A 12,757-nucleotide genomic window follows, 5' to 3' on the forward strand; every position below is an offset into this window, starting at 1 on the left:
GGCATCCGTCCGCTGCTGGATGAGGGAGACGATCACCGGAGGTGGTGCGGAGAGCGCGGGAGTGGGACTCTGGACCTATGACATCCACTCCCCCGGCTGTGCAGGTGCGCGACCTGCAGAAATCGTATGGCAGCGTCGAGGCGGTACGCGGCGTGAGTTTCTCGATCGCGGCCGGTGAGACCTTCGCCCTGCTCGGCCCGAATGGTGCCGGCAAGAGCACGACGATCGAGATTCTCGAGGGCTATCGTGACCGTTCCGGGGGCGAGGTGAGCGTGCTGGGCACTGATCCGCACCGCGGCGGCCTGGAGTGGAAGGCCCGCCTCGGCATTGTGTTGCAGACCAGCAACGAGAGCGGCAATGCCACCGTGACCGAGCAGCTGCGCCACTTCGCCGGGTTCTATCCTCATCCGCGCGACGTCGACGAGGTCATCGACGCGGCGGGCCTGCGTGAGAAAGCGAAAACCCGCGTCAGCAAGCTTTCTGGCGGGCAGCGTCGCCGAGTGGATGTCGCCCTCGGCATTATCGGACGCCCCGAGTTGTTGTTTCTCGACGAACCAACCACCGGCTTCGACCCCGAGGCCCGGCATCAGTTTTGGCACCTGATTCGCGGGCTTAAAGCGGAGGGCACCACCATTCTGCTGACGACCCACTACCTCGACGAGGCCGCGCAACTCGGCGACCGAGCTGGAATCATCGCCGGTGGCCAGCTCATCGACATCGGCCCGCTCGACAAAATCGGCGGAGCGGATGCCCGCGTTCCGGTCGTGCGCTGGCGTGACGGCAACGGACTGGTACGCGAAGAGCGTACGAGTCACCCGGCGCAGGTCGTGGCCGAGCTCGTCCGCAGCTTGAACGGCGCCGAGCCCGAGGATCTCGAGGTGATCCGGCCCAGTCTCGAAGATGTGTATCTGTCGCTCGTGCGTGGACACGAGGCAATTCCGGCTGGGAACGGGGCTGCAGCATCCACCAATGACGGCCGGCCGGAGCCGAGCCGACGCACCTATAAAAACGTACGAGCATGAGCGCCACGGTTTCGGTCGGCCGCCCGCAGAACAAGGCTCCCGGCACGCTCGCGCTCGGCCTGTCCCGCATCGGCTATGAAACACGCCTGTACTTTCGCTCCCCCGATACCCTGTTGTTCACGTTCTTTTTTCCCTTCATCATGCTGGGCATTTTCACCGCCGCGTTCAGCTCCTCCGGCAATATCGGTGCGAATCCCGACGGCACCGGCGGCGTCAGCGTGGGTACCTACTATCTGCCCGGCATGCTCGCCGCCGGCATGCTTCTCTCCGGTGTGCAGAACCTCGCCGTCGATATCGCCGGCGAGAAAAGCGACGGCACCCTCAAACGCCTCGGCGGCACTCCGCTGTCCCCGCTGAGCTATTTTCTGGGCAAGATCGGGCAGGTCTTCGTTACCGCGATTCTTCAGGCCGGCCTCCTGCTGCTCGTGGCGCGGCTTGTACTCGATATCGCGCTGCCGACTGCGCCGGAGAAATGGGCAACTTTTGCCTGGGTGTTCGTGTTCGGTGTGATCACGAGCGCGTTTCTCGGCATAGCGCTCGCGGCGGTACCTCGGTCGGGGCGCAGCGCCACGGCCGTGGTGGCTCCCGTGGTACTCGTGCTGCAATTCATCTCGGGCGTCTATCTGCAGTTCACGACGCTGCCGGAGTGGATGCAGAACCTGGCGAGCATCTTTCCGCTCAAGTGGATGGCGCAGGGCATGCGTTCGGTCTTTCTTCCGGAAAGCTTCGCGGCTGCCGAGCAGAGCGGTACCTGGGATTTGCCCTGGGTGGCCGGCGCTCTCGGCATCTGGCTGGTGCTGGGGCTCGTGCTGAGCCGGGTGACGTTTCGTTGGATTCGGCGCGACGCGTGAGCCTGGCCTGACGCCCGGGCGCTAGAGCAATTTGCGCTCGAGTGCCCAGGCGGTCAGTTCGTGCCGACTCGACAACTGCAGCTTGCGCAGCACGGACGAGACATGCATTTCAACGGCGGTCGTTCTCTGCGGTCGGCGACAACGTGTCTGGTCGCCCAGCACGAACAGCGCCGCCCTTGCCCCGATCACGAGCTACGCCATGATCGTCGGGCCGTCCACGCTGTGACGCTAGAGCGTCAGCCCCACCAGCACCGGCTCGGGCTGCAGGTTCACCCCGAACTCCGCCTGCACCCGGCCGAGTACGTACCGGGCCAGTTCGGCGACTTCCTCAGCGGTAGCCCCGCCGGTATTCGTCAAAGCCAGGGTGTGTTTGCTCGAGACAGCCGCTCTCGACCCCGGCAGGCGAAAGCCGCGGCTGACCCCGGCGTGTTCGATCAACCAGGCGGCGCTGAGCTTGACCAAACGCACGGGTTCCTCACCGGGAACAGGTCCGACCCCCCTATATTCCTCAAGCGGAATAATACGATCAGTCGGCTCCGCCGCAAGCGGCCAGCGCGGCGCATCCATCGGCAGCGAGCGGGCAAATGCCTCGGTCACGATCGGGTTGGTGAAGAACGAACCGGCGCTGAAGGTGTCGGGGTCGCTCGGGTCGAGCACCATTCCCTTGTCGGCCCGCAGTCCCAGAACGGTGGCGCGCACAACCTGCAGCGGCACCCGGTCGCCGAGCTGAACACCGAGGGCCCCGGCGAGTTGGGCGTACTTCAACGGTTGACCGAGGGCGCTTCCCAAAACGGATGCCTCGGCCGCGGTGTCGTGCAGCTTCAGCTCGATCGCGAGCACGACGCCGCGCAGCCCCTGTTTGAGCGCGGAGGTGCGGTAGCCGAGGCCTAGCTCAGCATGCTCGAGTCGTTCGACCTCGCCGGTTTCATAGGAGAGAAAGTCAATGGCGACGAGGCTGTCCGCGAGCTCCTGGCCGTAGGCGCCAATGTTCTGCACCGGGGCGGCACCGCACGATCCGGGAATACCCGACAGCGCCTCGATACCGGACCAGCCGCGATCCACGCTGTAGGCGACGAGGTCGTCCCACGGTTCGCCGGCCTGTACGCGCAGTCGCACGCAATCGGTCGGCCCGGTGACGGCATCCGCTTCGCTCGTGATTTCGCTGCGGAGCACCTCGACACCGCGAGTTACGACGTGGATGACGATGCCGTCGAAGCCGTCGTCGGCGACGACGACGTTGGAGCCGCCGCCGAGCAGCAACCAGTTCTCAGCCATGCCCCAGACCACGAGGGTCTCGTTGATGAGGTCCTGCTCTGTGACCGGTGCCACCCGTGCAACTGGCGGCCCACCGATTTGAAAGGTGGTGAGGGTACTGAGCGCAACGGGTTCGATCATCTTTCAGGCCAGGTTGACGCGCGCCTGCGCCTTGCCGAGAACCGTCGCGCCGTTGAACGTCACGGTCAGGTCAATGCGGGCGATGAGGGTTTCACGGTCGACGGCGCCGACCTTGGCGACGACCGCCACGGTCGCGCCAGCAGTGGCGTCGACGAAGACCGGGCGGGTGAACCGCACCTGATAGTCGAGAACCCGGGCCGGGTCGCCGGCCCAGTCGACGACGGGTTGCACGGCCAGCCCCATGGTGAGCATGCCGTGGGCGAGCACACCCGGCAATCCCACTGACTGCGCGACATCATCGCGGTAGTGAATGGGATTGAAATCACCGGATGCCCCGGCATAGCGCACGAGGGAATCGCGCGTCAGGGCGAAACTCGCCTCGGCGACGACGTCGCCGATCGTAAGAGCGGTCACAACAGGGATCATTCGTCTCCCCTGACGACGAGGGTGGAGATGGCGGTGACGACGTGGGCGCCCGCGGCGTCGACGATGGTGGACTCGGCGGTCACCATCGAGTGGCCACCGAGGCTCTTGATGCTCGTCACCGCGAGAGTTGCCGTGAGCTCATCGCCGGCGATGATCGGCCGGGTGTAGCTGAAGCGCTGGTCGCCGTGTACGACGCGGGTGAAGTCGATGCCGCCATCCGGTTCGGCCAGAAGTTGGGCCAGGGTGGCCTCCTGCACGACCACGGCAAAGGTGGGCGGGGCGACGATGTCCTCGTGGCCGGCCGCGCGGGCCGCTTCGGGATCGTGGTTGATCGGGTTGGTCGCGAACACGGCGCGGGAGAATTCGCGCACCTTTTCACGGCCGACTAGATACGGGGCGACCGGCGGAAAGACCCGCCCCTGCAACTCTGGGTTCACTGACACCCATCGAGTCTACTCAGAGAGATCCCGCCGATTGTCAGGAGCGCACCGCGACAAGGCGCACACTATTAAGCGTGAAATGTGTATCCGTGCGCTTCGGTGACCCCGAAGTAGCCCCTCTTCTGCTTGACCTGCACCGTGAATACGAGACCCGATACGGCGATGGCGATTCTGTGCATGACGTTGATGGGGCCGAGTTCGATCCGCCCGGCGGAGGATTTCTCGTGCTCGTCGACGGTGACACCACGGTCGCCGGCGGCGGCCTCCGCCAGTACGACGCCACCACCGCCGAGATCAAGCGCATGTGGACCAACCCCGATTACCGCCGCCAGGGCCACGCGAAGACGATTCTGCGCGAGCTGGAATCGCTGGCCCGAGATCTCGGCTACGAGCGGATGCGTTTGGAAACCGGCTATGCGCAGCCCGAAGCACTCGCCCTCTACCGCAGTCTCGGTTTCGTCGACATCGGCAACTACGGCATCTACGAGCAGGCCTCCGGTTTCGAGCTGCTCCTCTCCTAACAGCTCGCAAGCGCGCAAAAAGTGCCTGTTTGACACTCGCAATCGGGCACTTTTTGCGCTCTCGCGGGCTGGAAACTGCGGAGGGGAGGTAGCGTTAGAGGGCTATGCAAAACAAATTGATTCCGCACCCCGACCTTCCGATCGATCTGCCGACCGATGAGCGCATTCGCGCCGCCGTCACGCACTACGGCGAGAACGTCGTCATCGACAATGCCGTGGCCCTGTTGCGCGCCAAGAACGCCGGAAAAGACTTTCTGCTTTACGCCGGTGGGCGCCACGCGCTCGGCATCCTCGAGGGTGCACCCGCCCTGTACTGGCCCGAGCTGTGGGGCGCCCGTGCACTGCTGCACGTCTGGGGAGAGCAGGCCGCGCCGTACATCGTCGTCGGCCTGAACAATCAAGCGTGGCGCGTGCGCGAAATGTGCGCCAAGGTTGTGCTGCTGCGCGGCCTGCAGGTGGTACCCAAGCTCGTACGTCTCACGACCGACGAGAACCCGCGCGTGCGTTCCGCCGCGCTGCACGCCCTCGCCGACCAGGGCACCGCCGACAACATCGCGACGATCGAGGTGCGCCTGCGCGACTCCGACAAGGAGGTGCGCCGCGCCGCCCAGCAGGCCCGCGACGCCATTCGCTCCCGGCTCAAGCTGACCGAGCCCGAAACCGAGCCCGAGGCCTGACCCGACCCGGGCATCCGCTCACTACGGCCGGTGGAGCAGTGCTCCCTCGTGCCGACAGGTCGCCGCGGCGGTGAGCATGGCGTCGGCCAGCAGCGACTTCCACGCCGTGGAATCCTGCGGCACCCCGTCGTTCACGATGGTGCAAACGGATGCCGCCAGCGTTGCGTCCCCCGCCCCCATCGTGTCAACGATCGGGCCGTCAAGCTCGGCGATCGAAACGCTGACCAGCCCATTGTTTTCGAACGCAACGGAAGCACCGAGCCGCCCGGCTGTCGCCAGCACCGTCTGCGCGCCCCCCTCGACGAGTCGTTCACGCAGCTCGTCGAGCGTGCTGTCGTAGAGAAGGTCGGCGTCTTCGTCGCCGACCTTCACGAGCAGACTGCGCGCGGCGAGCGCTTCAAAGTTGCGTACGAACCGCGGTCCGTCGTGCAGCATGCCGGCCCGCGGGTTCGGGTCGATCACGAGGCGGTGCTCCGGGTCGGTGACGCAGGCGATGAACGCCTCGGTCTGCGCGGTGTCGTCGAATGGAAAACAACTCACGACGACGACGGCGGCGGCGACCAGCGCGGCCCGCTCGGCCGCACCGAACTCGATCCGGCGCGCTTTGGCGGCGTCGTTGAAGAAGTAGCGGGGTTCGCCATCGGTGCGATCCGACACGGCCCGGGAAGACCCGAACGGGCCCGGTGTCGCGATCAGCTGCACGCCGTACTGGTCGAGGAAGGACCGAAGCACCACTCCGTCAGCGTCGTCACCGACCATCGCGATCAGGGTCGTCGGCACCCCGAGTACGGCCAAACCCACCGCCACGTTCAGGGCTGCACCGCCGGCGAATTCCCGACTCGCCTCGGAGTCACGCAGCACATCGATCAGGGCGTCACCGACGACGACGACACGGGAAGGGGCGTTGAGTTCAGGCATGGGGTCCAATCTCTTCGGAGCCGCGAGCGATGAGCTCATTCGGCACGATGTAGGGGTGACACCGGCGAGTGCGGCGACCTGCCGCATGGTCAGCCGGGGGCACGGCGCAACGATTGATCTCCCACTCGATTAAGTGCCTCGACACTACAGCAGGTGTAGCCCCGGGAAAGCACCGCCAGCGTTGTCAGGGCTGTATCTGCTGTCATCTGTATCAACTCGGCAACAGCTTGTTTGCGCAAAGAAAAAGCCGGTAGAAGGAGTTTATTCTCCTTCTACCGGCTGCTCTGGCACCATGTCGCGTCAGGCGCTCTTGCGTCCAGACATTGATCGCATCAGGAACATGATCACCGCGATGATCGCCAGTACGATACCGACCCAGAGCAGAAATTGAAGCGACTGCACCAGACCTCCGGTAATGAGCAGCACCACCGCAACAATGGCCACAATGATGAGTAACGGGTTCATAGTCCGACCTTTCATTTCATGCGCGGGAAATCCCCGATTGGCGCGATACTACCCCCTTATGGGGGTAGAAAGCAGATGCCACATATGGCCTCTGCTTTCGTGTCGCGACCGCGCGCTTTAGTACGTCGAGAGCGTGGGCTCGATCTCTTTCACCCAGGCCAGAACGCCGCCCTCAACCTGGCGCACATGCTCATAGCCTTGCCGCTGCAGCTCGGCGCAGACGGCAGCCGAGCGCGGGCCCGCCTTGCAGTGCACGACAACGTCGCGGTCCCGGGCAAGGCACGCCTCGCCGGAGAGGATGGCGCCCTGCGGCACGAGTAGCGCCCCGGCAATGTGTACGATCTCGTACTCCTCTGGTTCCCGAACATCGATGAGGTCGAAGTCGATCTCGCCCCGCTGCCGAGCCCCGAGCATAACGGCGAGTTCCTGCACGGAAATCGCATCGTCATTCAGGCTCGATGTCCCGCACAACGCCTCGTAGTCCATCAGCGCGGTGATCGCTTCGGCCGCGGGGTCGCGCGCAATGCTGATTTCGCGCCAGGTCGCTTCGAGCGCATTGAACAGCACGACCCGGCCAAGCAGTGTGTGCCCGACCCCGGTGATCAACTTCACGGCTTCGGCGACCATCGTCGAGCCGATCGTTCCGCACAGCATTCCAAATACTCCGCCTTCGCCACAGCTGGGTACTGAGCCCGCTGGCGGGGCTTCCGGATACAGGTCTCGGTAGGTGGGTCCGTGCCGGTTCCAGAACACGCTGACCTGCCCGTCGAAGCGCAGGATGGATCCCCAGACGCAGGGTTTGCCGAGCATCGCGGCAGCGTCGCTGACCAGGTAGCGCGTGGCGAAGGTGTCGGCGCCGTCGACGATCAGGTCGTACTGGGCGAACAGGTCGAGGGCATTCACCGCGGTAAGCCAGACGTCGTGCTGGTGCACCGTGACCAGCGGATTGAGCTCGGCGACCGCGGCCGCTGCCGATTCCAGTTTCGAGTGACCGAGGCCTGAGGTGCCGTGGATGATCTGGCGCTGCAGGTTGCTGAGGTCCACGGTGTCGTGATCGACGATGCCGAGCGTGCCTACCCCGGCGGCTGCGAGGTAGAGCAGCACCGGAGAGCCGAGTCCGCCGGCGCCGATTACGAGGACGCGCGCATTTTTCAGCCGTCGCTGGCTGAGCATTCCGATTTCGGGAATAAGAATGTGGCGCGAATACCGCTCGCGCTCGGCTGCGGTGAGCTCCTCCCCGGGTTCGACGAGCGGCGCGAGCACCGGTATCCGCATCACAGGTCGGGCCGCCCGGCCATCGGTGACGACGCCAGCGCGTGCTGGCGCCGCGGAATGCGGCCGGCCTGGGCGGCCCTGCGGCCTGCCAGCACGGCGTGCTTGAATGCATCGGCCATGAGCGGCGGGTTCTGCGCGCGCGTCACGGCGGTGGCCAGCAGCACTGCATCACAGCCCAATTCCATCGCTAGCGCAGCGTCAGAGGCGGTACCGATTCCGGCATCGAGCACCACGGGAACACCGGCGCGGGCCACGATCAGCTCGATATTGTGCGGGTTGAGAATACCGAGCCCGGTGCCGATCGGCGCCCCGAGCGGCATCACGGCCACAGCGCCCAGGTGTTCGAGCCGGAGCGCGAGCACCGGGTCGTCATTGGTGTACGCGAACACCTTGAAGCCCCGCGCAACGAGCTGCTCGGTGGCCTCCACCAGTTCGACCGCATCGGGCAGCAGGGTCTGCTCGTCGGCGATGACCTCGAGCTTGATCCAGTCGGTTTCGAGGGCTTCCCGAGCCAGCTCGGCGGTCAGTACCGCATCGCGCGCGGTGAAACAGCCGGCGGTGTTCGGCAGCACGCGGATGGAATTCTCGACCAACAGTTCGAAGAGTGAACCGGTGGTCGCTGCGCTGTGCCGCCGCATGGCGACCGTGGTGAGTTCGGTTCCCGACGCTCGCAGTGCTTCACCGAGGCCATCGAGACTCGGCGCTCCCCCGGTGCCCATGATCAGGCGAGAGGTCAGCGCCACGCCGTCAATCACCAGGCTGTCAGTGTTCGTGAAGTGTGCGGTCTGCACGGTCAACCTCCCTGGACTGCAGAAACAATTTCAATCTCATCGCCCGCCGTCAGCCCGGTAGTCGACCACAGGCTGCGGGGAACGATCGCGGCGTTTCGTGCCACGGCTACTCCAAGGCGGCCTCCGTCGGCTGCATGGCCGCCTATTTCGATGGGTCGCCCGGTGATCTCGGCTACGAGGTCGGTCACGGTGCCGCCGGATACGGTTCGTTCTTGGCCATTGACGGAGATGATTACGGTCACGATAGGCCTCCTTTCAGTGAAGCGGATGCGGACTCTCGGCTCGCCGAGAATCGATCGGGCCGAAAGTTTCGCCACCGATCGTCTGCGATGCCCTCGATGAGCTGCAGACAGTACTGGGCTGCGACCGGGGTGAGCAGTACACCGTGACGAAAGAATCCGGTGGCAATGATGAGGCCGGCGATGTCACCGTTTGAACACCCGACACGGCCGAGGAACGGTGCATTGTCCGGCGTTCCCGGACGAGCCCGAGCGGTCGTTTCGATCAGCTCCAACTCGCTGACCGCCGGCACCAGAGCCTGTGCATCACGCAACAGCTGATAAACGCCGCCGGCCGAGACCACGCCCGAGCCGTCTTCGCGCTGGGTGGCTCCGATCACGAGCGTTCCGTCGGTGCGCGGAACCAGGTAGACCGGCACCCCGTGCACCAACCCGCGCACCGTGCAGGTGAGCAGCGGCCGAAGATGCTCGGGCACCCGCAATCGAAGTATGTCCCCGTACACCGGGCGAAGCGGCAGGCGCAGGTGCTCAGGAAGCCCGTCCAACTCGCCCGCCCAGAGCCCATTGGCCACGACCACCTCGGCGGCTTGGATCGAGCTGCCGTCAGCCAGGGCGACACCGGTAACGCGCGAGGAGACATCCGTGGCATCGGCGTGCAGTAATCCACGCGCACGCACCCGAATCACGGCGTCCTGACCGTTTGGCGCGAGGGCGGTGAGCGCGAACTGGATGCGCTCGGTGAGCCGTCGCGGGTCGACCTGGTGATCTTGTTCCACCAAAAAAGCGCCGGAGACGTGGGGGCTCAGCAGCGGTTCAAGCACCCGCGCTTCGCGCACGGTGAGGGGCTCGACACCCAATCCATTGGCCACCTGCACAGCACGCAGGTCAGCGAGGGCTTGCCGGTCGGCCGCGTCCGCGCCCACGTTCAGGGTTGTCGTTCGCTGGTATCCGGTAGCGTCGCTATCGGTTCCGAGCGAGTCGATGAAGTCGGGATACAACTTCGAGGACGCAAGCATAAGGTCAAGCAGTGCCTCTTCCCGATAGTGCAGTTCGCTCACCGCGGCGAGCATTCCGGCTGCAGCGAAGGTGGCGCCGCCGGCCGGGTCGGGGTCGATGACGACCACGCTACGGCCGGAATGCGCCAGCGTCCAGGCGATGCCGAGCCCGATGACGCCGCCGCCAATGACGGCAACATCAACTGTTCGCTGCGCTCCCCGCTCACTCATGGTGTGCACCGATGCCACGGCAGCGCCCCTTAGGGTTGGTCGCATGGACCCCATCACCGCCCGGCTGTATCTCTGCACCGATGCCAGAAAGGATCGCGGCGATTTCGCCGACTTTGTGGATGCCGCCTTCGCCGGCGGGGTCGACATCATCCAACTGCGCGATAAGAATATTGACGCGGCCGAGGAACTTGACTATCTCGAGGTTCTGCGCACGGTCGCCGACCGTCACGCCCGGCTCTGGGCGGTCAATGACCGAGCGGATATCGCCGGCCTCTCCGGTGCGCCGGTTTTTCATGTCGGCCAGACTGACCTGCCGCTGCCTGCCGCCCGCACACTGCTCGGCACGGCTGCGCGGATCGGCCTGTCCACGCACACCATCGAGCAAGTGGATGCCGCCGTCACCGCCGATAACCTCGACTATTTCTGTGTCGGTCCGGTCTGGGCTACGCCAACGAAACCTGGCCGCGCAGCGGTCGGAACCGACCTGCTGCGCTATGCGGCCGCGCAGAGCGCCACCGTCGGCAGCCAGCGCCCCTGGTTCGCCATCGGCGGCATCGACCTCGGCAACATCGACCAAGTCGTCGACGCCGGCGCCACCCGGGTAGTGGTGGTGCGCGCGATCACCGACGCCGACGACCCGACGGATGCCGCGCAGCGTCTGCTCGCCAGCCTCCCGCCGCTCGGCTAGCCCCACCGACCGTACCGCGTTCATCGCACGCCTGCGGTCAGAGTGGATGCTGCTGTTGCACGGGCGAACAGCTGATGAAAGTGGTGAATCGGGCCATTTCCCTGGCCGACCTCGAGGTCGTCGGCGTGGGCCAGGGCGTCCTGGAGCCAGTCTTTGACCTCGATGAGGGACTGCGCCCAGTCACCGGTTCTCGCCTGCACCGTGGCCATGGCCGAGGAGAGCGAGCATCCGGTGCCGTGCGTGTTCCTGGTGCGGATACGCGGCAACGCGACCTCGACCACGCTGTGCGACAGTAACCCCTGGGTGTTGACCAGGGCATCCGGGCAGCTGGTTTCGTTGAGATGGCCGCCCTTGACCAGCACGGTGACACCGGTGCGAGCAGACAACCTTCCGCCCTGCTCCAGGGCCTCCGCCCAGGTGGCCGCCGGGTGCTCCCCGAGCAGAACAGCCAGCTCGGGAACGTTGGGCGTGACGAGATCGACCTGAGGGATCAGGTCGCGCAGCGCCTGCTCGGCTGAGCGGTCAAGCAGCCGGTCGCCACTCGTTGCCACCATCACCGGGTCGAGCACCACCACGGGCGGTCGACACTCCACGAGCCAGGACCGCACCTCGGTAATGACGTCAAGTTGCGCGAGCATGCCGATCTTGACGGCGTCGATGGTCACATCGTCGCTCACGGCGTTCAATTGTGCGCGCAGAAAAGCCACAGGCGGGGTGTGTACCGAGCGCACCCCGCGCGTATTCTGCGCGACCAGAGCACTGATTACCGCCATGCCGTAGCCGCCGTTGGCCGCAATGCTCTTCAGGTCGGCTTGAATCCCGGCGCCGCCGGTCGGATCGGTTCCGGCGATACTCAGAATTCGAGGCGTTTGCCGCAGCGCGAGCTGGGAAGTTTGATCAGTCATCCGTGACATTCCTTCGCTAGTACTAACTAGACAGGTTCGACGGGTATTGATCTCAGCACGCACACTATGTACGGCACCCCGTGTCAAGGATCACCCTATACGCGCGCACATCCAGCGCACAACCGCCGCTATTGCTACGTAGTGTCGCTCATGCACTGACGCACGCTCGTAGAGCGCCGGCGCAGTCATAGGTCGACCGATCCGCGTGCAAGGTCCCGGCAGCTTTACCCCGCTAGTTCACGGAAGCGCGGCCAGGTGGCCGTCGATTGCCGCCCGACCACGCAGGGTGAGGGCGACGCTTGTCGTGCGGCGCGCTTGAGCCCGGCGCAATGTCCCCGCTGTCGGTCATGCCGCATCGGTGATTCCTCGGGCACCTCTTGTAGGCACCCCCCGTTCGGGTTACGCTGACGAAAAGTGCCTCACCCGTTCGCCGGCTTACCCAAGTACTGGCCCCGCGCCCCGCACATGATCTCGTTGTCGAGGGGTGTCCTTTTGCAAGACGGCCCCATCCCACGCGCTACGCGGTGATGACTGGAGCCCTGTCACTTTCGTTTGGAGAACACCGTGTCACGTTCCAATGCATCCGTTAAGAAACGTCTTCGTCCCAGCAGATCGGCGCTGGCAGTTGTTGCCGTGGTGGCGCTGTTTCTGGGCACGACCAGCGTAATCAACGCGGCGACGCCCCCGACGTCTGCTGCGGCTGCAAACCAAGACGGCTCCAGGATCAAGGCTGATGCTGTCACCAGCCTGCCGGTTTCCTTCGAGGTGGAGAATGTCAATCGTTCAATGGTGGCCTGCGCCAGCGACGGGAAAACCTATACCGTCCGCGGTCACATCGTCGGCCCCACACAGGTTCTCGAGCGAGAAAAGGTTACCGGCGCGACTCTGTACTTGCACGGTCTGAGTTTTGGGGAGTTC

General features: G+C 65.2%; 15 protein-coding genes, 2 pseudogenes and 1 riboswitch. Of the genes and pseudogenes, 6 read left to right on the plus strand and 11 right to left on the minus strand.

The window, feature by feature from the left end:
- Positions 1-77: 77 nt before the first annotated feature.
- Both E3T38_RS14650 and E3T38_RS14655 read left to right on the plus strand, forming a co-directional pair.
- A complete protein-coding gene (locus tag E3T38_RS14650) occupies positions 78-1,022 on the plus strand; it encodes an ABC transporter ATP-binding protein (RefSeq protein ID WP_134548863.1) in 945 nt (314 codons plus the stop codon).
- A complete protein-coding gene (locus E3T38_RS14655; protein ID WP_134548864.1) occupies positions 1,019-1,873 on the plus strand; it encodes an ABC transporter permease in 855 nt (284 codons plus the stop codon). The genes E3T38_RS14650 and E3T38_RS14655 overlap by 4 nt, the downstream gene beginning before the upstream one ends.
- Positions 1,874-1,894: 21 nt before the next feature.
- On the opposite strand, the pseudogene E3T38_RS17190 reads toward E3T38_RS14655, so the two are convergent.
- From E3T38_RS17190 to E3T38_RS14675, 4 genes and pseudogenes are all read right to left on the minus strand, one after another.
- A pseudogene (locus tag E3T38_RS17190) lies at positions 1,895-1,987 on the minus strand (DNA-binding response regulator); the annotation flags it as partial.
- Between the two features lie 114 nt (positions 1,988-2,101).
- Positions 2,102-3,268, minus strand: a complete 1,167-nt coding sequence (locus E3T38_RS14665; protein WP_134548865.1) for a UDP-N-acetylmuramate dehydrogenase — start codon at positions 3,266-3,268, stop codon at positions 2,102-2,104.
- A gap of 3 nt (positions 3,269-3,271) precedes the next feature.
- Complete coding sequence (locus E3T38_RS14670) at positions 3,272-3,694, minus strand: MaoC family dehydratase (protein WP_134548866.1); 423 nt, start codon at positions 3,692-3,694, stop codon at positions 3,272-3,274.
- On the minus strand, positions 3,691-4,137 hold the full coding sequence (locus E3T38_RS14675; protein WP_134548867.1) for a MaoC family dehydratase N-terminal domain-containing protein: 447 nt from the start codon (positions 4,135-4,137) through the stop codon (positions 3,691-3,693). Before E3T38_RS14675 ends, E3T38_RS14670 begins: the two co-directional genes overlap by 4 nt.
- 71 nt (positions 4,138-4,208) lie before the next feature.
- Here E3T38_RS14675 and E3T38_RS14680 point away from each other — a divergent pair, with 71 nt between their 5' ends.
- Positions 4,209-4,655, plus strand: coding sequence for a GNAT family N-acetyltransferase (locus E3T38_RS14680; protein ID WP_166805533.1), 447 nt, complete (start codon positions 4,209-4,211; stop codon positions 4,653-4,655).
- A gap of 104 nt (positions 4,656-4,759) precedes the next feature.
- Positions 4,760-5,332 (plus strand): HEAT repeat domain-containing protein, encoded by a 573-nt coding sequence (locus E3T38_RS14685; RefSeq protein WP_134548869.1) that lies wholly within the window; start codon positions 4,760-4,762, stop codon positions 5,330-5,332.
- 21 nt (positions 5,333-5,353) lie between these two features.
- Here the strand turns inward: E3T38_RS14685 and E3T38_RS14690 are convergent, their stop codons facing one another.
- From E3T38_RS14690 to thiO, 6 genes are all read right to left on the minus strand, one after another.
- Entirely contained in the window at positions 5,354-6,250 is an 897-nt protein-coding gene (locus E3T38_RS14690; protein WP_134548870.1) for a PfkB family carbohydrate kinase, read from the minus strand.
- 300 nt (positions 6,251-6,550) lie between these two features.
- Positions 6,551-6,715, minus strand: coding sequence for a DUF2207 domain-containing protein (locus E3T38_RS16795; RefSeq protein WP_146071109.1), 165 nt, complete (start codon positions 6,713-6,715; stop codon positions 6,551-6,553).
- A 117-nt stretch (positions 6,716-6,832) separates the two neighbouring features.
- Positions 6,833-7,990 (minus strand): molybdopterin-synthase adenylyltransferase MoeB, encoded by a 1,158-nt coding sequence (moeB, locus tag E3T38_RS14695; protein WP_134548882.1) that lies wholly within the window; start codon positions 7,988-7,990, stop codon positions 6,833-6,835.
- Positions 7,990-8,709 carry a thiazole synthase gene (locus E3T38_RS14700; protein WP_104127199.1) on the minus strand — a complete coding sequence of 240 codons (720 nt, stop codon included), beginning with the start codon at positions 8,707-8,709 and terminating at the stop codon, positions 7,990-7,992. The genes moeB and E3T38_RS14700 overlap by 1 nt, the downstream gene beginning before the upstream one ends.
- A 74-nt stretch (positions 8,710-8,783) precedes the next feature.
- The gene (gene thiS, locus E3T38_RS14705) at positions 8,784-9,023 is read right to left on the minus strand and encodes a sulfur carrier protein ThiS (protein ID WP_370449048.1); all 240 of its coding nucleotides are present in this window, start codon (positions 9,021-9,023) and stop codon (positions 8,784-8,786) included.
- On the minus strand, positions 9,020-10,246 hold the full coding sequence (gene thiO / locus E3T38_RS14710) for a glycine oxidase ThiO (RefSeq protein ID WP_134548871.1): 1,227 nt from the start codon (positions 10,244-10,246) through the stop codon (positions 9,020-9,022). The genes thiS and thiO overlap by 4 nt, the downstream gene beginning before the upstream one ends.
- 43 nt (positions 10,247-10,289) lie before the next feature.
- On the opposite strand from thiO, the gene thiE reads away from it, so the two are divergent.
- Positions 10,290-10,934, plus strand: a complete 645-nt coding sequence (gene thiE / locus E3T38_RS14715; protein WP_241984497.1) for a thiamine phosphate synthase — start codon at positions 10,290-10,292, stop codon at positions 10,932-10,934.
- Positions 10,935-11,002: 68 nt separating this feature from the next.
- Here the strand turns inward: thiE and thiD are convergent.
- Positions 11,003-11,848, minus strand: a pseudogene (gene thiD, locus E3T38_RS14720) (bifunctional hydroxymethylpyrimidine kinase/phosphomethylpyrimidine kinase); the annotation flags it as partial.
- A riboswitch (TPP riboswitch) is annotated at positions 11,831-11,930 on the minus strand. It overlaps the preceding pseudogene by 18 nt.
- 473 nt (positions 11,931-12,403) lie before the next feature.
- On the opposite strand from thiD, the gene E3T38_RS14725 reads away from it, so the two are divergent.
- Positions 12,404-12,757, plus strand: a 354-nt coding sequence (locus tag E3T38_RS14725; RefSeq protein WP_198417361.1) for a hypothetical protein, incomplete at its 3' end; no start/stop codon positions are given.

Origin of the sequence: Cryobacterium sp. Hb1, from assembly GCF_004403585.1 — a bacterium.
Classification (GTDB): domain Bacteria; phylum Actinomycetota; class Actinomycetes; order Actinomycetales; family Microbacteriaceae; genus Cryobacterium; species Cryobacterium lyxosi.

Coding starts and splice junctions, on each gene's coding strand:
- E3T38_RS14655 (WP_134548864.1), top strand. CDS start 1,019: ATGAGCGCCACGGTTTCGGTCGGCCGCCCGCAGAACAAGGCTCCCGGC.
- E3T38_RS14650 (WP_134548863.1), top strand. CDS start 78: ATGACATCCACTCCCCCGGCTGTGCAGGTGCGCGACCTGCAGAAATCG.
- E3T38_RS16795 (WP_146071109.1), bottom strand. CDS start 6,715: ATGAACCCGTTACTCATCATTGTGGCCATTGTTGCGGTGGTGCTGCTC.
- E3T38_RS14700 (WP_104127199.1), bottom strand. CDS start 8,709: ATGGGCACCGGGGGAGCGCCGAGTCTCGATGGCCTCGGTGAAGCACTG.
- E3T38_RS14665 (WP_134548865.1), bottom strand. CDS start 3,268: ATGATCGAACCCGTTGCGCTCAGTACCCTCACCACCTTTCAAATCGGT.
- E3T38_RS14685 (WP_134548869.1), top strand. CDS start 4,760: ATGCAAAACAAATTGATTCCGCACCCCGACCTTCCGATCGATCTGCCG.
- thiO (WP_134548871.1), bottom strand. CDS start 10,246: ATGAGTGAGCGGGGAGCGCAGCGAACAGTTGATGTTGCCGTCATTGGC.
- E3T38_RS14690 (WP_134548870.1), bottom strand. CDS start 6,250: ATGCCTGAACTCAACGCCCCTTCCCGTGTCGTCGTCGTCGGTGACGCC.
- E3T38_RS14670 (WP_134548866.1), bottom strand. CDS start 3,694: ATGATCCCTGTTGTGACCGCTCTTACGATCGGCGACGTCGTCGCCGAG.
- thiE (WP_241984497.1), top strand. CDS start 10,290: ATGGACCCCATCACCGCCCGGCTGTATCTCTGCACCGATGCCAGAAAG.
- moeB (WP_134548882.1), bottom strand. CDS start 7,990: ATGCGGATACCGGTGCTCGCGCCGCTCGTCGAACCCGGGGAGGAGCTC.